Below are 16,484 nucleotides of genomic sequence, written 5' to 3'. Positions count from 1 at the left end.
GCCGTCGCGCGCCGCGCCCGGCACCTGGTGCCGGGCCGCTATCTTCCCGGGGCATGCCGCGTCATGCCGGGGGCCGTGCCAGGACGTCCCGCAGAGCCCGGGCGACCGCCCTCGCGGCCGTCGCGGCGGCCTGCGCGCTCGCGCTGCCGGTGGCCTGCGCGGGCCAGGACGACGACCGGCGCCCCACCTCGGCCGGGCCGGATGATCTGCGTCCGGTTTCCGCCCCTGAACGGCGTGCTTCCGCACCCGCCTCGGGCGGGGACACTTCATCCGCCGGGGGCAGGGACACCTCACCTGCCGGGGACGGGCACGCCCCGGTGCGGGCGCCGGAGGCGGACCAGACGCCGCCCGGCGCGCATCTGGCGACCGGCCTGCGCTGCGGCCCCGCCCTGCCCTCGCCGGACGGTGTGGAGGCGCAGACGTGCGTGGCGGTACAGGGGGAGGACGTGTGGGCGCGGACGTACTACCGCAACACCACCGGCGCGTCCCTGGACGCGGCTCTCTCCCTGCTCGGCCCGGACGGGCACAGCGTGCGGAGCCGGTGCGTGGCGGGGGCCGGGGACGACCCGTCCCTGTGCGAGACGCCGCGTGTGCGCCTGAAGGGCGAGCCGGTGCGGTACTCGGCGGTCGCGGAGTTCGCCGCCCACGCGGGCGATGCGGAGGGGGCTCGGCTGCTGCTGCGGGCCGGGAGCAACTCCCCGTCGGGGCAGAACCGGTGAGGTGAGACCCGGAGGGCGGGCCGGGCTTCCCCTGTGCGGCGGGTGCCGGGCGCCCGGAACGGCCGACGCCGGAGATCCGTACGGAGGGCGCGCGGCGGGCACGTAAAGACCCGGTTGCTGGCGACGGGGGATGCACCAGCAACCGGGCTACTCGAACGGTAACAAGAGATCGGCGGTAAGCAAATTCGATCTCGGCGTTTCCGGTCACCGACTGGCTTGTCCGAACGGGGAGTTACGCGAGCGTAAGGAAATGCGTCCCGGGCGGTTCGGCCGCCCGGGAACATCCGTGAGGAGCCGGGTGCGGAGCGCCTCAGCTCAGCGTGACCTGGCGGTTCGTCAGACCGCCGCGCGCCCGGCGCTCGTCCGCGGTGAGCGGGGCGTCGGTCGCCAGCGCGGCGGCGAGCCGTTCGGCGAACTCGGCGGCCGGCTTCTCCACGTCCTCCGCGCGGACCTCGCTCGGCAGGTCCCAGACCGGCACGGTGAGCCCGTGAGCGCGGAAGGAGCCGACCAGACGGGTGCCCTCGCCCAAGGAGGAGCGGCCCGCCGCGTGCAGCCGGGCGAGAGCGTCCAGAAGCTGCTCCTCCGGGTGCGGCATGACCCACCGCAGGTGGTTCTTCTCGGGCGTCTCGCACCAGTACGCCGAGTCCACGCCCGTCAGCTTCACGGTCGGGATCGCCGCCGCGTTGGCCCGCTCCAGGGAGGCGGTGACGTCCGGGGTGGCGTTCTCCGGATCCGGGACCCAGAACTCGAACCCGTCGTGCACGACCGGCTCGAAAGAACCCTTCGGGTCGAGCAGGTCCTGCAGCCGGGGGCCGTCGGCGGGCGCGCGACGGGCCTGCACCGGGGTGCCCGGCTCGGCGGTCAGCGCGCGCTGCAGCGTGTCGGCGAGGTCGCGGCTGAGGTCCCCGGAGGGGGTGTCGTTCTGCAGGCCGAGCAGCACCGAGCCGTCGTCGCGGCGCAGCGCCGGCCAGGCCATCGGGAGCACCGTGGCCAGGGTGACGGACGGGACGCCCTCGGGCAGGCCGTCCTTCAGGGTCAGCTCGACGGTTGCGGCCGGCACCAGCTCGCGCAGCGCCACCCAGTCGCACTCGCCCGGAAGGCCTTCGAACGGGCGGTGCACCAGCTCGGTCACGGCCTGGGCGGCGGCACGGCCGTGGCACGCCTTGTAGCGGCGGCCGCTGCCGCAGGGGCAGGGTTCGCGGGCGCCGACGACCGGGATCTGCCCGTCCGTGAGCTGCGGGCGCTTGGCCTTCGTCTGAGGTCGCTTCTTGGCCATCGTGGGTGTCTCCCGGTTACGGCTCGTCTCGTACGGCGCGAGCCTAGCCGTTCGCGCCACGGCCGACGGGAACCTGTGGACGACGGGGTGGTCCGTGGACGGCCGGGGGGCGCGTCGACGCACCCCTTCCGGAAGCGCCGGACCCGGTGCCGCCGTCCGGGAGAGCCGGACCCGGTGCCGCCGTCCGGGAGAGCCCGACCCGGTGCCGCCGTCCGGGAGAGCCGGACCCGGTACCGGCCCGCGATCCGCCCGGCGGCCGCGCCGTCAGTCCAGGTCGTCGAAGACGTCCGCGAAGTCCAGGCCGGTGAGACGCGCGACCGGCGGGGCGGTCACCCGTGCGGCGAAGTCCTCGCGGCGGTGGCAGCTCCCGGCGTCCGGGTCGTGCACGTCCTCGTGGACGACGACCCACACCGTGACCTCGCCGGGCACCTCGTCGCGCACGCCCCAGTCGTCGGAGAGCGCGGAGATGATGTTGAGCCCGCGGCCGCCGTGCGCGGTGACCGACGGGGTGGCAGGCGCTGGGCGGGTCGGGCCGCCCCCGTCGGTGACCTCGACGACGAGCCGGCCGCGCGGATCCACCCGCCAGGCCGCACGCACGTCGCCGTCCCCGGCCAGGCTGTCGCCCAGTGGCCGGCCGTGTTTGCACGCGTTGCTCAACAGCTCGGAAAGGATCAGCACGGCATCGTCGACGACCGATTCCGGGACGCCTCCGTCGCGCAGCTGCGCGCGCATCCGGCGCCTCGCCTTCCCCACGCCCGCAGGGCCATGGGGCACGGCCATGCTCGACGACGTGGGCACCTCCTGTGCCACCACCAACGCCACCCCCGAGACCTCCTTCGCCCCACGCCACGGTGTGGATGCCCCATCGGCCTGAACCGGAAACCGGCCGATCCGTGCGCGGTGACGCACTCGGAACGATCGAATACGCACCGAACGCGCCGGAGCACTCCCCGTAGTCGCATGGCTGGATTTCGTCGATGTGGCCGAGATATGAGGATGTGGGCGACCGGCCCCTGGGTCAAGAGGCGGGTGGGAACCATGGGGCACACGGGACGGATGTGACGACCGCGCAAGGCCCGGGGTGCGCTTTCCGGCCGGTCCGCCCGGGCCGGCGCTCCCACCGTTCCGCCCCGGTCAGCGCCCCAGTCGGTCCAGCACCGCGCGAGGCCGGTTGGTGATGATGGCGTCCACGCCGAGGCTCACGCACAGGTCGACGTCCGCCGGCTCGTCGACCGTCCAGACGTGCACCTGGCGCCCGGTCCGCTTCAGACGCTCGACGTAGGCGGGGTGGCTGCGCAGGATGCGGACCGACGGGCCCGCGATGTCCACGCTCTCGGGCAGCCGGCCGTCACGCAACCGCGGTGTGACGAACTGCATGAGGTAGACCGTCGGCAGCGTCGGGGAGGCGGTCCGCACGCGGTGCAGGGAGCGCGCGGAGAAGCTCATCACGCGTACCTGCGAGTCCTCGCGGGAGGCGGGCGCGTCCAGGCCGAACCGGTTGAGCAGGGCCAGCAGCCGTTCCTCCACCTGTCCCGCCCAGCGCGTGGGGTGCTTGGTCTCGATCGCCAGTTCTACCCGGCGGCCGGCGTCGGCGACGAGCTCCAGCAGGCGCTCCAGGGTGAGCACGGAGGTGGCCTCGCGGTCCTCCGGGCGGTGCTCCCAGTCGGGCTCCTCGACGCGGGGTCCGCCCGCCGCGTCCCGGGTCTTCCACGAGCCGAAGTCGAGCGCGGCGAGGTCGGACAGCTCGAGCGCCGAGACCGCACCGCGTCCGTTCGACGTACGGTTGACGCGACGGTCGTGTACACAGACCAGGTGTCCGTCGGCGGTGAGGCGTACGTCGCATTCGAGTGCGTCCGCGCCGTCCTCGATCGCCTTGCGGTACGCGGCCAGGGTGTGCTCGGGGGCGTCCTCGGAGGCCCCCCGGTGTGCGACGACTCGGGTCAGGTGCTGACGTGCGTGGGTCACCGCGTCATGGTGCCACCGCTCGCCGGTGGACGGGCGGGCGGTGTGGCGTGATCGGTACGGCAGTCCGGTCGGAGCCATCGAGTGGCGCACCTTACGTAAGTAATGCCCTATATAAAGAATGACCCCGGACCCACAGGAACGGCTTACGGTGCCCTGACGGCGTGTGGGAAAAGCTGACGTCATACAAAGAGACGTGCACAGCTCCAGCTGCGTCGCGCCGGACGTCAGGCGCGCGTGACATGCGGGCCCGAGTGCGACCGAGACCGAAAAGCCGTGGATCGAGGAGAGAAGCTGTGAGCACCGAGAACGAGGGCACCGCGGTACCCCCGGCCCCGTCGGCTCCGCCGCCCCCGGCGGATGCTCCCGCTGCTTCCGCACCCCAGGGCGCGCACCCGGGGTCGGCTCCGGCGGCCGCCGACCCCTACGGCCCGCCGGCCGCCCAGGCTCACCACGACGCGGGCGCGGGCGAGTCCTCCTCCGCCCCCGACCCCTCCTGGCCCCCGCCCCCGCCGCCGTCCACCCCGGCGTACGGCGGTGACGGCGGCGCCGGACACGGTGCCGCGGGCCACGGCGGTGGCGGCTGGGGCGCCGGCTGGGGCACCACGCACCAGCAGCCCGCGCCGAAGAACGGCCGTGGGCGCGGCGGGCTCGTCGCCGCGGTCCTGGTGGCCGCGCTGGTCGCGGGCGGCCTGGGCGGCGGTCTCGGCTACACGCTCGCCCGGGAGAACGACAGCGGCGGTTCGACGACCGTCTCGTCGTCCACCAGCGGCGGCAACGTCAAGCGCGACCCGGGCACGGTCGCCGCGGTCGCGGCGGCGGCGCTGCCCAGCACGGTCACCATCGAGGCGGCGAGCAGCAGCGGCGAGGGCGGCACCGGCACGGGCTTCGTCTTCGACAAGCAGGGCCACATCGTCACCAACAACCACGTGGTGGCGGACGCCGTCGACGGCGGCAACCTCTCCGCGACGTTCCCCAACGGCAAGAAGTACGAGGCCGAGGTCGTCGGCAACGCGCAGGGGTACGACGTCGCCGTCATCAAGCTGAAGAACGCGCCGTCAGACCTCAAGCCGCTCACCCTGGGCAACTCCGACGACGTGGCGGTCGGCGACTCGACCATCGCCATCGGCGCGCCCTTCGGTCTGTCCAACACGGTGACCACGGGCATCATCAGCGCCAAGAACCGCCCGGTCGCCTCCAGCGACGGCACGGGCAGCAAGGCCTCCTACATGAGCGCGCTGCAGACCGACGCGTCGATCAACCCGGGCAACTCCGGCGGTCCGCTGCTGGACGCGCAGGGCAACGTGATCGGCATCAACTCCGCGATCCAGTCGACCAGCAACGGCGGCTTCGGCACGGGCCAGGCCGGCTCGATCGGCCTCGGCTTCGCCATCCCGATCAACCAGGCCAAGTACGTCGCCCAGGAGCTGATCAGGACCGGCAAGCCGGTGTACGCCAAGATCGGCGCATCCGTCTCCCTGGAGGACACCACCAACGGCGCGAAGATCACCGAGCAGGGCGTGGGCGGCACCGAGCCCGTCGACCCGGGCGGCCCCGCGGACAAGGCCGGCCTGAAGCCGGGCGACGTCATCACCAAGCTCGACGACCGGGTCATCGACTCCGGCCCCACCCTGATCGGCGAGATCTGGACCCACAAGCCCGGCGACGAGGTCACGATCACCTACGAACGCGGCGGCAAGGAGCACACCACGGAACTCACCCTTGGCTCCCGCGTCGGCGACAGCTGACCCCACCCGCCACCCCCGAACCCGTTACCCTTGTCCCCGCGCCGCCGATCACCGGCCGGCGCGGGGAGGCGTGCCCGAGCGGCCTAAGGGAACGGTCTTGAAAACCGTCGTGGCAGCGATGTCACCGTGGGTTCAAATCCCACCGCCTCCGCGCAGGTCATAGATGTTGCAGGTCAGAAGGGGTGCCTCTCACGAGAGGCACCCCTTCTGCGTGGTGCCTGTCTCACCTTGATCCGGCTCTGTCACGTAGTTGATCACCGTGTGTGGACCAGGCGTGGACCAGCTTGTGCGCTCTTCATGTCACGGTGCGGAGTTCTGAGAACCGGCCCACCCCGCACCCGTGAACCCGTAGGCTCGCGCACGAGGCGGCAGTGTGCTCGTCTACCTCACCCCGGAGCCTCCGTACAGCCCACTCGGGCATACATCCGGAGGTGATAGATGGCAGACAAGCAGGATGCGTCTCGACCTCCCTCGGAAGCTGATCGGGAAGTCGAACAGGTGAACGAGGGGGAGAAGAGGAAGGGCCCGAACTGGTCCATGTACTCGTTCTTCGTCAACGCCGCGCGCTTCGCGCATGACGTATTCGACAAGAACTAGCGAGTAGCGGATCAGTTCAAGGCCCCTCCTCCGAAGGGTGGCTGCCGAGGCAGCCAAGTAGCTGCCAGACGGCAGCATCGTGCGTCGGTGGCTCGACGCACAGGGGGCCGTGATGCTCAGGCATCGCGGCCCCCGTCTTTGGGGGCAGGAGTCTTGGCTGAAACCGCGGCATCGCTGGCGGACGACACCGCTAGTCACTTATGGATCCCCATGCCTTGGCGGATGAGACATGAAGTTTGCATCGCCAGAGTAGCGGGCTCCCTCCCCGCGCGTGCGGGGATGGCTCCACATTGAGGTGATGAAGCTGCATGGTCGTTTGATGCTTCTCCCCACAGACGTTGCACTGGCTCCTGCTGATGGGCATGTGACCTGCAGCTTCCATGGGTTGCCTGCATGCCCGGAGCTGTGTGGGCGCGTGAGGCGTTTGACGCTGCTCTCACCGTATGTGGAGAAGCACCATCCGAGAGCGATCAGTAACGTTCTGCTGTGATTGGCTGCAAGCTGTGCCTGTGGAGTCAGTGAGCCAAACCGCTGCAGGCTGGTGGGTGCGCTGTCACACTCACCGTGTGCTTGGTCCAACATGCGCTGCAGAACAGCAGAGTGCAGGATCGCTTCCTTCAGCTGCCACCGTGGCAGCCTGTGCCTTGATCTTCACGGTGGCTTCCTTCTGGTGGCTCAACGCTCGCCAGGGGAAGGGGACTGCTGCAGGGTTGGGTGACAGCGGGGTTTATGCAGCCAGGGCTGCGGGTGGGGTCATGATGGTCTCGTACTCGACGGGGGTCAATCGGGCCAGGCGTCTCTGACGTCGGCGCCGGTGGTAGGTGCGCTCGATCCAGGTCACGATCGCGATCCGCAGCTCCTGGCGGGTGGCCCAGGTACGGCGGTCGAGGACGTTCTTCTGCAGCAGCGCGAAGAAGCTCTCCATGGCCGCGTTGTCGCCGGCCGCACCGACCCGGCCCATGGAGCCGACCAGGTCATGACGTGCGAGCACGGACACGAACTTCCGTGAGCGGAACTGCGACCCGCGATCGGAATGAACGGTGCATCCGGCGACCTGGCCGCGACGGGCCACCGCGGATTCAAGGGCTTTCACCGCGAGGCTGGACTTCATCCGGGCGTCGATGGAATAGCCCACTATGCGGCCGGAGTAGACTCCTTGACGGCACACAGATACAGCTTGCCCTCGCCGGTCGCGTGCTCGGTGATGTCCGTCAGCCACAACCGGTTCGGCCCGGCTGCGGTGAAGTCCCGCCGCACCAGATCATCATGGACAGGCGGCCCGGCCTTGGCGTTCTTCCCACGGCCCCTGCGCTTGCCGAAGGCACTCCACCAGCCGTTGTCCCGGCAGATCCGCCAGGCGGTCCGCTCAGCCATCGCCTCACCGGCGGCCCGGGCCTCGTCGAGAAGGAAGAGGTGACCGAACTCGGGATCCTCGCGATGCGCGTCGAACAAGGCGTTGGCCCGGTATCCCCTCGGCGAGGTCGGACTCGGTGACCGGTGAGGACAGCCACCGGTAGTAGGGCTGGTGGGCCAGCCCGAGCACCCGGCACGTCACCGCCACCGGCACCCGGCCAGGGGCAGCGGCGGCGGCCAGCTCGCGGACGAGCGGGTACATCATTTGGACGGCAGGTTCGCCTGCGACAGATACGCCGCAGCCCTCCGCAGGACCTCGTTCTCCTGTTCCAGCAGCCGGATGCGATTGCGGGCCTCGCGCAACTCGGCCGACTCACCCGAGGCCGTCGCGGGCCTGGCGCCCTCATCGGTGTCGGCACGGCGCAGCCACTTCGACAGCGTGATCGGGTGGACGCCGAAGTCGGCGGCGATCTGTTCCAGCGTGACGCCGGGCTCACGGTTGCGCGCGACCCGCACGACGTCCTCGCGGAACTCCTTCGGATACGGCTTGGGCACTGCAACATCCTTCCAGGCCGCCTCTCAGCAAGCCAGGTCAGGTGTCACTTTCCCGTGCAGCAGTCCCAAGCGGTGCCGCCACATCATCAGCACCTCTTGGCGGTCATTGACTACGGCGGCAACGGCCAGGTGCCGGAGGCGGACAACGTGGTACTCCCACCTACGTCCGTCGGGCTGCTGGACGTCGACCAGACACAGATTCACCCAAGGGTTGGTGTAGACCTGTCGCTCACCGTGGGTCTTCCACTCCAAACCTGCGGCCCCTCTCGATCGGTCTCCAGGATCTCAGACCTGCGCGCCAGAAGAAGCAGGTTCGATCCTATTCGCGTCAACCTGACGAGATGGCCTCCCGCTGACCACATGCTGACAGGCGCCTGGCCTGATCAGAGGGCGGGCGGGTTAACCCAAGGGGCAATGGTTGGGTTCTGCTGCCCACGGGGCGAGCCCTTAGATGCTTCGGATTGCCTCAAGGTGTCGGACCGTGACTCCGGAGTTCCTCGCGGGCATTCGCATGGTGCCTAGATGGGAGTTCTGCCCGCTCCCGCTGGCTCATGTGTTGATCGTTCTTGAGATTGGCTAGCTCCTGCCTTCCCTCTTCAACCGTCCTCCTGGCCTCTTTGCGTGCCTCAGCAACGATCTTGTTGGCCTCTGCCCTGGCCTCCGCTAACGCTTGATCGGCGGTCTGTTGGGCAAGGCTGAGAACCCGTGCGGCCGAGTTGTTCGGGGTTGTGTCAAACAACTGGGCTTCGGGGTTGCCCCCAAGTGGGCCTCCGAAGGGACCTGGGGGGAAGGCCGTGTACTGCGCGCCGTAGGCCGGACCAGGCATGTCACTTAGCGGGGGTGGCGCACCAAGTTCCGACGCCGCAGCCGTGACCGCTTCTCGCTCCTGGTCCAGCATCGAACGTGCTCGCTGCTGAGCTTGATCGAGGTCAAGGAGGTCTGCGCCGAACCCGCGTAGGTCGAGGGCCGACTGTTGCGTGTAGCTCGGCTCTGCAGTTGCCCCCGGTTGATCAGTGATCTGTTGGTAGTGGCTTAGTTCCTCTTCCAAGGCCTGGATGCGCCGAGCGGCATACCCCGCAACCTGCTGAGCTCTGGTCCTGTCAGCTTCCGCTTGGGCTAGCTGTGCACGAAGATCACGCTCTTGTTGTTCCGCGTGGCGCAGCTGCTGTCTGAGCTTTTCCAGGTCGTCGGCAGGGGGCATGGCGGGGGAGCTCTCATGGGCTCCAATGCGACGTTCGAGATCAAATACCGTGGCCTCGGCAGTCCCAAGCATCGCGAACAGCATGGTCCCGACACGGAGTGCCTGTTGGCGCCCGCGTTCGCTGGCTTCGAGGGCCTGACGTGCCTCGTTGAGCTCCTGATAGGCCTCTATCGCCTGAGCCTGAGCAATCGCTCGCTGGCTCTGTGCTTCCAAGGCGTACTTTTGGGCAGCAAGTAGTTCGCCCTCCCTGGGGGACGGCTCCGTGCAGGGGGCGGGAGTGGTGGCTTGACTCTGCGCTGCGTCCCACAGCCTCTTGGCCTGTGTCAGTCGTTGTTGAGTGCGGTCGGACGGCTCGGTTGGAAAGCAGACGTCCAGGACGGCTTCGACGAGGTCCCAATTCATGCCCTCACCGTTGAGGCGTGACCTGAGCTTGTGCAGCGGCGGAACCTGGCCGTCCGTGAAATGTTCGGGCAATAGCCTCTCATGGAGGGCTGGCACTCTCACGGATGTTTCGTCCAACCATGAGCGCACGAGCTCGACCAGGGCTTTGGCTTCAGCGTTGCGCCCACGGGGCTCTGTCCATGGCCGCCCTTGCCGTTTGGTCCCTCTCTGCACGTGGCCCCCCTGTTTTTTGCCAACAACCTCGGTTTGTTGGAAGAACAACACTCAGTGCGATGAAAGCAGATCGCCTGTCGAGGCATGGTGGCATCGCGCAACCCCGCCAGAGCCAGCACTCAGTTAACGGAGTCAATGATGCCCTCCCGGCCTCGCGCGAACGAGACCAAGCAGAGTCACGACGTCGCTCATCAGGTGTCCGACCGTACGGTCACAAGGCGTCGTGGCGTTTGGCGGTTGGAGATGCCAGCGCCTAAGTTGCCCGCCATCCCCACTGTGACAGCCGTGGGCGGAGGGGGAGGTCTGACCGCTGCGATCGCCACTGGCCACGTTCAGGCCAGCGTCGTTTGGCCTGCTGTTGTTCTTGCAATCGCGGGCATGGCGTACGACGTCGCGATCCGAGCGCTGGCCAGCCCCGAGCAAGGGTGACCCACGTCTTGGAGGCGGTGGACCACGGTCCTCGCGCCGCACGGACCCCTGGCCCTCTGTCCCCGTTCCACCCCTGGTGGGTCGGGCGGGAAGTGGGTTCTCCATCGGCCGAAGGGAACGGTCTTGAAAACCGTCGTGGCAGCGATGTCACCGTGGGTTCAAATCCCACCGCCTCCGCGGGATGAGCGGTGAGAACGGCCCCTGACCTGGGTTCCAGGTCGGGGGCCGCCGTCGTGTCCGCGGGCCGCGACTGCCCGGGGTTCCCCGCGGTTCCCTCAGGTTCGCCGGGTGGCGCGCCCTCGCCGCGTACTGGTCGGCGTGCGGTCACTCCGGGCCCTTGCCGTGGTGCACGGCCACTCGCCCGTTCGTCGCCCCCTGCGGATCTCAGCCGCCGCCCGCCGGCGGAAGCGGGCCCAAGCAGGTCGTCAGGCGCATGCGGAGCAGTTTGTATGCGGGGTGGCGGCGCGGTGAAGGGCCCGGCGGGCGTATCACCGTGCGAGGGGGCGAGAGGACCTCGCCGGCGCGGAACTGTTCCAGGGTGAGGTCGAGTTCGACGCCGTTGGGGAGGCGGTTCCACCAGTGGTAGCCGTGCGGGGAGCCGTCCCGGCGGACGTCGGCGACCAGGAGGTCGCCGCCGAAGAGGTCGTTGACCACCAGGGTCGTGATGTCGCAGTGGCCCACGGACGGGTTGTCCGGGCGCCAGTCGGGCAGGTCGTCGGGTGAGCAGGTGTCGGCCGCCCAGCAGGAGCGGAACGCCCTGTCGAGGGCGAGCAGGGACCACGGGGGCCGGGTGGCGGCGGCGTCCCCGCTCATGACGCCGCGCGCAGCATGCGGAGTTGGCCGATCTCCGTCGCGTTCTTCATCAGCTCCGCGTTGACCCAGGCCAGCATGTGCGCCTTCGTGCGGGACGGGTCGTCCGGCCAGGGGAAGGGCGCCGGGGCGTCCAGGTCGGCGTCCGTGAGGGTGTCGAGGTGGGCGAGCCACTCCATGCGCAGGGAGCGGAGCCAGGCGATCGTGGGTTCGCCCTCGCCGGGCCACACGATCTCGGTCCGCTCGCGCGGGCGCTCCCCGCGGGCGTGGTCCAGCGTCACGCTCCACCACCAGCCGATGTGCCAGCTCACCCAGGCGACGGTGGGCACCGGCACGGGGTCGGGCTCGGTGTCCGCCCAGTCGGGGACCCAGGCACCCTCGGGCGACCGGCGGACCGTCCAGCAGAGCGGGGCGGGCTCCCAGAGGAAGTCCGCCGGCTCCAGGCGCTCCAGGTGGTACTCGAACAGGGACCAGGTCAGGTCGAACTGCCAGCGGAGCAGATCGACCCGGCCGGCGGAAGGGGCAGGTACGGTCACAGTTCCTCGTCGGTGGCGAGCTGCTCCCAGTCCATGTCCAGCAAGGCCGTCTCCGCGTCACACCCCGAGGGGATGAGCGGCGTCGGCTGGAACCAGACCACGGTGAGGCGGGAGCGGTACAGGGCGCGGTCATGTCCGGGGTCGAGCGCCTCGGAGCGGAAGCTGCCGACGCAGGTCACCCTGGGCAGCACCTCCACCGGGCCGAAGCCGCCCGCGAACTGGTTGGGGTACTCGCGCGGCGGCGGGATCAGATGCACCGGGACGCCCGGGTGGACGTGTTCGGCGGACCGCAGCGACCCGGCGATCGCGAGGTCGTTCAGCAGCTTGCACGGGTATCCCTCGAGCACGTCTCCGTACGTCGCCGACAGGCGCAGCTCGGTCAGGTCCACGGAGCGGCCCGAGGTGAGGAGGACGCGGGAGAGTGCCATGGTCGGCACTTTAAGGCGCTGGTGCATGCGGGTCTTTCGAATTTCGGGCGCGTGCGCGGGAGGGCGTGAGGGGGCGGAACGGCCGGCCTAGTGGCCGGTCATGCGCGCGGCCGACGCGATCGTCGCGCGCGCCTCGCGTTCGGACAGGCCCGTGGCACGGGCCGCATCGACCAGGGGCTCCACCAGTTCGGGGCCGATGCCGTCCTCGTAGGCACGGCAGGCCGCCCAGAACAGGCGGGTGTTGCGCCGGCCCTCGTGCGCCGCGAGGACGAACTGGACCAGGCCCTGGCCGTGGTCGCCGGCGGACGGAGGAGTCGGGTGGTGGGCGCGGGGAGGCGGCAGGAGCAGGCGCAGCAGGGCCGGCGGGCAGGGCGCGGGCGCCAGGTGCGCGGTGCCGGGCGCGGCCTGGTACCTGCCGTGTTCCGTACGGGAGCCGGGGCCGACGAGGTAGCCGCCGGCGCCCCGGATGTCGATGCCCGGGGCGAGGCGGCCGGCGGAGTTGGGGACGACGACGTCGGGCGGGCCGCTCAGCCAGAGGTGGCGGCCGCCGCTCGGGGTGAGGACGACCACCGTGGGCGGGACGGTGAAGCCGTGCCGGGAGGCGAGGGCGCGCAGGGCGGCGCCGGGGTCGGTGCCGTTCTTGGTGTCGAGGTCCACGCCGATGAGGTGGTGCGGGGGCAGGCCGCAGGCGATGCCGTAGCCGGTCGCGCGGGGCGCGGCGGCGAACAGGGCGCGGATGCGCGCCGGGTCGGTGGTGGCGTCGTACACGCCGTGGCCGAAGCGGCCGCACTCGCCGTGGCAGGGCGGACGGGACGGGTCGTCGCGGTGGGGGGAGCGCAGGGCCGGGAGCTTGGTGCGGGACAGCGGGATGACGGCCAGTCCGCGTTCGGCGGCTGACAGGGCGTGTGCGAGGGCCAGCGTCGTGGCCTGCCGGTCGGTGGTGGCCATGCGTCCATGTTCGTACACACGTTCGAAGAAGGGAGGGGGGTGTGGGGTGGCGCCTCCAGGGCGCCGGAGGTCGGCCGGGTGGGCGCCGAAACGCTTCCTCCCTTGGGGCGCTGGGGCTGCCGCGACCCGGGGGCCCGTAAGCACCGAATCAGGGTCGACTCGGGGTTTATCGGCGGCTTCTCACGCTTGCGTGCGAATCACGGCTTCCGAGGTGGTTCCGCGGCGTCCGCTGGGCAATCCTGATCTTGCGACGTCGTTCACAGCGCCAGGGCGGGGGGCCAACTTCCCTGGTGAAGACCGTAGTTCACGCATGGACGGCCTTGACCCGGTGCGTCCTTGGTTCTGGAGGGAACACAACATGGCAAGCATCCGTACCGCCCGTGTCATCGCCGCCGCCGCCGCGCTTCCGCTCGCGGCCGCGCTCTTCGCGGGGGTCGCGACGGCGGACAACGGCGTCGGCGCCCTCGGTACCGGAGTCGGCGGGGACAACTTCGGGACCTCCGCCACCACACAGCAGCAGGCCGTAGGGGCCGGCGCCGAGAACGAGAGCAATACCGCCCAGGTCAACGGCTCCGCGTTCACGACTGTCAACCAGGGCGAGGACAACGTGGCCATCAGCTTCGCCCCCTTCTGGTGGCCGGCGCTCTGACCGCGTAGGCAGGGGGGAGCACGGGAAGGGGGGCGCCGGACAGGGGGGAGGAGGTCCGTGCGGCGGCGCTTCGGCGCCGCCGCGCCGGGCGCCGGTCCTCAAGGCGGCGCGCCGGACATCAGGGGCGACCCGCAGGATCCCTCATCCGCTCGTCCACCTCTGGGAGGTGAGGTGAGCCCCACCCCTACAACCTGAGGGGGATCCGGCTTCGGGACCTGCGGGCGATCCGCCGGGCGGGCCCCGCTCCTAGCGTGGACGACATGACCACACCCGTCTGCACCAGCGCTTCGAACGCCGCCGCCCCGGCGACGCAGACCCTCCCGTACGCGTCGTTCTCGTCGTACATGAGGGCCCGCCAGCCGGTGCTCCTGCGGACCGCCCGGTCGCTGACCGGCAACCCCAGCGACGCGGAGGACCTGCTGCAGACCGCGCTCGCCAAGACGTACGTCGCCTGGGAGCGGATAGAGGACCACCGGGCGCTGGACGGCTACGTCCGCCGGGCGCTGGTGAACACGCGCACCTCGCAGTGGCGCAAGCGCAAGGTCGACGAGTTCGCCTGCGACGAGCTGCCCGAGCCGGACCCGGTGCCGGTCCGCGACGACCCCGCCGAGCAGCAGGCCCTGCGGGACGCGATGTGGCGGGCGGTCATGCGGCTGCCGGCGCGTCAGCGGGCGATGGTTGTGCTGCGGTACTACGAGGACCTCAGCGAGGCCCAGACGGCAGAGGTGCTCGGCGTCTCGGTCGGGACGGTGAAGTCGGCCGTGTCGCGGGCGCTCGGCAAGCTTCGCGAGGACGCCGAGCTAGGACTTGTCCGGAATTGAGGAGGAATGAGCGGAACCTGACGGGACACGTCGTCCGCCCGAGCGTGATCGATCATCCGCTCCCCTAGTGACATACCGCGCGGTATGTGCGCAGAATCAGCGCAACCCGTACCGACGCCAGGCAATGTCGCCCAGGAGGACGCCGTGCTGAGCACCATGCAGGACGTACCGCTGCTGATCTCGAGGATCCTGACCCACGGGTCGACGATCCACGGCACTTCGCAGGTGATCACCTGGACCGGTGAGGGAGCCCCGCAGCGCCGTTCCTACGCGGAGATCGGCTCCCGGGCCGCCCAGCTGGCGCACGCCCTGCGCGAGGACCTCGGCGTCAGCGGCGACGAGCGGGTCGCCACCCTGATGTGGAACAACGCCGAGCACGTCGAGGCGTACTTCGCGATCCCCTCCATGGGCGCCGTGCTCCACACCCTGAACCTCCGCCTGCCGGCCGAGCAGCTCGCGTGGATCGTCAACCACGCCGCCGACCGCGTGGTCATCGTCAACGGCTCGCTGATCCCGCTGATCGCCCCGCTGCTGCCGCACCTCAAGACCGTCGAGCACGTCGTCGTCTCCGGCCCCGGCGACCGCTCCCCCCTGGCCGACACCCACGTCCAGGTGCACGAGTACGAGGAGCTGATCGCCGGACAGCCCGTCGCCTACGACTGGCCGGAGCTGGACGAGCGGTCCGCCGCCGCCATGTGCTACACCTCCGGCACCACCGGCGACCCCAAGGGCGTGGTCTACAGCCACCGATCGATTTACCTGCACTCGATGCAGGTGAACATGACCCAGTCCATGGGCCTGACCGACCAGGACACCTCCCTGGTCGTCGTCCCGCAGTTCCACGTGAACGCCTGGGGCTTGCCGCACGCCACCTTCATGACCGGCGTCAACATGCTGATGCCGGACCGCTTCCTGCAGCCCGCCCCGCTCGCCGAGATGATCGAGGGCGAGAAGCCCACGCACGCCGCCGCCGTCCCCACCATCTGGCAGGGCCTGCTCGCCGAACTCACCGCCCGCCCCCGGGACGTCTCGTCCCTCACCCAGGTCACCATCGGCGGCTCCGCCTGCCCGCCGTCGCTGATGGAGGCGTTCGACAAGCTGGGCATGCGGGTCTGTCACGCCTGGGGCATGACGGAGACCTCCCCGCTCGGCACCATCGCCCGCCCGCCGGCCCACGCCGTCGGCACCGACGAGGAGTTCGCCTACCGGCTGACCCAGGGCCGCTTCCCGGCCGGCGTCGAGGCCCGCCTCACCGGCCCCGGCGGCGAGCGCCTCCCCTGGGACGGCGAGTCCGCGGGCGAGCTGGAGGTGCGCGGCCCCTGGATCGCCGGCGCCTACTACAACGGCCCCGACGCCGAACCGCTGCGCCCGGCCGACAAGTTCAGCGAGGACGGCTGGCTCAAGACCGGCGACGTCGGCACCATCAGCGCCGACGGCTTCCTCACCCTGACCGACCGGGCCAAGGACGTCATCAAGTCGGGCGGCGAGTGGATCTCCTCGGTGGAGCTGGAGAACGCGCTGATGGCGCACCCGGACGTGGCCGAGGCCGCCGTGGTCGCCGTCCCCGACGACAAGTGGGGCGAGCGTCCGCTCGCCACGGTCGTCCTCAAGGAGGGCTCCACCGCCGACTTCACCACGCTGCGCGCCTTCCTCCAGGAGGAGGGGAAGATCGCCAAGTGGCAGCTGCCCGAGCGCTGGACGGTGATCGAGGCGGTGCCGAAGACCAGCGTCGGCAAGTTCGACAAGAAGGTGCTGCGCCGCCAGTACGCCGAGGGCACGCTGGACGTCACGCAGATCTGACCGGGCCCGGCCGGGACCCGGACGAACGCCGGGCGGT

At 70.4% G+C, this 16,484-nt stretch carries 14 protein-coding genes, 2 tRNA genes and 2 pseudogenes; 8 read left to right on the top strand and 10 right to left on the bottom strand.

What is annotated here, in order from left to right:
* The first annotated feature begins 53 nt into the window (after positions 1 to 53).
* The gene (locus ACP7TJ_RS15670; protein ID WP_427763559.1) at positions 54 to 719 is read left to right on the top strand and encodes a hypothetical protein; all 666 of its coding nucleotides are present in this window, start codon (positions 54 to 56) and stop codon (positions 717 to 719) included.
* A 310-nt stretch (positions 720 to 1,029) separates the two neighbouring features.
* Here the strand turns inward: ACP7TJ_RS15670 and ACP7TJ_RS15665 are convergent, their stop codons facing one another.
* From ACP7TJ_RS15665 to ACP7TJ_RS15655, 3 genes are all read right to left on the bottom strand, one after another.
* Positions 1,030 to 1,995, bottom strand: coding sequence for a DUF5926 family protein (locus ACP7TJ_RS15665; RefSeq protein ID WP_093764218.1), 966 nt, complete (start codon positions 1,993 to 1,995; stop codon positions 1,030 to 1,032).
* Positions 1,996 to 2,259: 264 nt separating this feature from the next.
* Entirely contained in the window at positions 2,260 to 2,904 is a 645-nt protein-coding gene (locus tag ACP7TJ_RS15660) for an ATP-binding protein (protein ID WP_093764217.1), read from the bottom strand.
* A gap of 225 nt (positions 2,905 to 3,129) precedes the next feature.
* Positions 3,130 to 3,960 (bottom strand): glycerophosphodiester phosphodiesterase, encoded by an 831-nt coding sequence (locus ACP7TJ_RS15655; RefSeq protein ID WP_167741416.1) that lies wholly within the window; start codon positions 3,958 to 3,960, stop codon positions 3,130 to 3,132.
* 293 nt (positions 3,961 to 4,253) lie between these two features.
* On the opposite strand from ACP7TJ_RS15655, the gene ACP7TJ_RS15650 reads away from it, so the two are divergent.
* The 3 genes from ACP7TJ_RS15650 (at position 4,254) to ACP7TJ_RS15640 (ending at position 6,302) form a co-directional block, all read left to right on the top strand.
* Positions 4,254 to 5,705: a S1C family serine protease gene (locus ACP7TJ_RS15650; protein WP_266398629.1), complete on the top strand. Its 1,452-nt coding sequence runs from the start codon at positions 4,254 to 4,256 to the stop codon at positions 5,703 to 5,705.
* 64 nt (positions 5,706 to 5,769) lie between these two features.
* Positions 5,770 to 5,856 (top strand) — tRNA-Ser (locus ACP7TJ_RS15645).
* 287 nt (positions 5,857 to 6,143) lie between these two features.
* Positions 6,144 to 6,302: a hypothetical protein gene (locus tag ACP7TJ_RS15640; protein ID WP_427763558.1), complete on the top strand. Its 159-nt coding sequence runs from the start codon at positions 6,144 to 6,146 to the stop codon at positions 6,300 to 6,302.
* A 727-nt stretch (positions 6,303 to 7,029) separates the two neighbouring features.
* Here the strand turns inward: ACP7TJ_RS15640 and ACP7TJ_RS15635 are convergent.
* The 3 genes and pseudogenes from ACP7TJ_RS15635 to ACP7TJ_RS15625 all read right to left on the bottom strand — a co-directional run bounded on the left by ACP7TJ_RS15635 (position 7,030) and on the right by ACP7TJ_RS15625 (position 9,915).
* Positions 7,030 to 8,210: pseudogene (locus ACP7TJ_RS15635) on the bottom strand (IS3 family transposase).
* A gap of 69 nt (positions 8,211 to 8,279) precedes the next feature.
* A pseudogene (locus tag ACP7TJ_RS15630) lies at positions 8,280 to 8,462 on the bottom strand (NUDIX hydrolase); the annotation flags it as partial.
* A 214-nt stretch (positions 8,463 to 8,676) separates the two neighbouring features.
* Positions 8,677 to 9,915, bottom strand: a complete 1,239-nt coding sequence (locus tag ACP7TJ_RS15625) for a hypothetical protein (protein ID WP_427763556.1) — start codon at positions 9,913 to 9,915, stop codon at positions 8,677 to 8,679.
* 628 nt (positions 9,916 to 10,543) lie between these two features.
* On the opposite strand from ACP7TJ_RS15625, the gene ACP7TJ_RS15620 reads away from it, so the two are divergent.
* Positions 10,544 to 10,632: transfer RNA gene (locus ACP7TJ_RS15620), tRNA-Ser, on the top strand.
* 207 nt (positions 10,633 to 10,839) lie between these two features.
* Here the strand turns inward: ACP7TJ_RS15620 and ACP7TJ_RS15615 are convergent.
* The 4 genes from ACP7TJ_RS15615 to ACP7TJ_RS15600 form a co-directional block, all read right to left on the bottom strand.
* Complete coding sequence (locus ACP7TJ_RS15615) at positions 10,840 to 11,268, bottom strand: YunG family protein (protein ID WP_387623252.1); 429 nt, start codon at positions 11,266 to 11,268, stop codon at positions 10,840 to 10,842.
* On the bottom strand, positions 11,265 to 11,801 hold the full coding sequence (locus ACP7TJ_RS15610; protein WP_427763554.1) for a DinB family protein: 537 nt from the start codon (positions 11,799 to 11,801) through the stop codon (positions 11,265 to 11,267). The genes ACP7TJ_RS15615 and ACP7TJ_RS15610 overlap by 4 nt, the downstream gene beginning before the upstream one ends.
* The gene (locus tag ACP7TJ_RS15605) at positions 11,798 to 12,229 is read right to left on the bottom strand and encodes a hypothetical protein (protein ID WP_427763553.1); all 432 of its coding nucleotides are present in this window, start codon (positions 12,227 to 12,229) and stop codon (positions 11,798 to 11,800) included. The genes ACP7TJ_RS15610 and ACP7TJ_RS15605 overlap by 4 nt, the downstream gene beginning before the upstream one ends.
* An 87-nt stretch (positions 12,230 to 12,316) precedes the next feature.
* Positions 12,317 to 13,177 carry a bifunctional DNA primase/polymerase gene (locus tag ACP7TJ_RS15600; RefSeq protein WP_167741421.1) on the bottom strand — a complete coding sequence of 287 codons (861 nt, stop codon included), beginning with the start codon at positions 13,175 to 13,177 and terminating at the stop codon, positions 12,317 to 12,319.
* A 358-nt stretch (positions 13,178 to 13,535) separates the two neighbouring features.
* Here ACP7TJ_RS15600 and ACP7TJ_RS15595 point away from each other — a divergent pair, with 358 nt between their 5' ends.
* The 3 genes from ACP7TJ_RS15595 (at position 13,536) to ACP7TJ_RS15585 (ending at position 16,447) form a co-directional block, all read left to right on the top strand.
* On the top strand, positions 13,536 to 13,826 hold the full coding sequence (locus ACP7TJ_RS15595) for a hypothetical protein (RefSeq protein ID WP_093764210.1): 291 nt from the start codon (positions 13,536 to 13,538) through the stop codon (positions 13,824 to 13,826).
* Between the two features lie 260 nt (positions 13,827 to 14,086).
* A complete protein-coding gene (locus tag ACP7TJ_RS15590; protein WP_093764209.1) occupies positions 14,087 to 14,647 on the top strand; it encodes a SigE family RNA polymerase sigma factor in 561 nt (186 codons plus the stop codon).
* Positions 14,648 to 14,731: 84 nt separating this feature from the next.
* Entirely contained in the window at positions 14,732 to 16,447 is a 1,716-nt protein-coding gene (locus ACP7TJ_RS15585; RefSeq protein ID WP_093764208.1) for a long-chain fatty acid--CoA ligase, read from the top strand.
* Positions 16,448 to 16,484: the final 37 nt, after the last annotated feature.

The sequence above is a fragment of the Streptomyces sp. DSM 41931 genome (assembly GCF_050271085.1).
In the GTDB taxonomy this organism is placed as follows: Bacteria; Actinomycetota; Actinomycetes; order Streptomycetales; family Streptomycetaceae; genus Streptomyces; species Streptomyces albogriseolus.
This window is presented reverse-complemented; position numbering and strand designations above follow the sequence as displayed.

Coding starts and splice junctions, on each gene's coding strand:
- ACP7TJ_RS15640 (WP_427763558.1), top strand. CDS start 6,144: ATGGCAGACAAGCAGGATGCGTCTCGACCTCCCTCGGAAGCTGATCGG.
- ACP7TJ_RS15590 (WP_093764209.1), top strand. CDS start 14,087: ATGACCACACCCGTCTGCACCAGCGCTTCGAACGCCGCCGCCCCGGCG.
- ACP7TJ_RS15600 (WP_167741421.1), bottom strand. CDS start 13,177: ATGGCCACCACCGACCGGCAGGCCACGACGCTGGCCCTCGCACACGCC.
- ACP7TJ_RS15615 (WP_387623252.1), bottom strand. CDS start 11,268: ATGAGCGGGGACGCCGCCGCCACCCGGCCCCCGTGGTCCCTGCTCGCC.
- ACP7TJ_RS15595 (WP_093764210.1), top strand. CDS start 13,536: ATGGCAAGCATCCGTACCGCCCGTGTCATCGCCGCCGCCGCCGCGCTT.
- ACP7TJ_RS15585 (WP_093764208.1), top strand. CDS start 14,732: ATGTGCGCAGAATCAGCGCAACCCGTACCGACGCCAGGCAATGTCGCC.
- ACP7TJ_RS15605 (WP_427763553.1), bottom strand. CDS start 12,229: ATGGCACTCTCCCGCGTCCTCCTCACCTCGGGCCGCTCCGTGGACCTG.
- ACP7TJ_RS15665 (WP_093764218.1), bottom strand. CDS start 1,995: ATGGCCAAGAAGCGACCTCAGACGAAGGCCAAGCGCCCGCAGCTCACG.
- ACP7TJ_RS15670 (WP_427763559.1), top strand. CDS start 54: ATGCCGCGTCATGCCGGGGGCCGTGCCAGGACGTCCCGCAGAGCCCGG.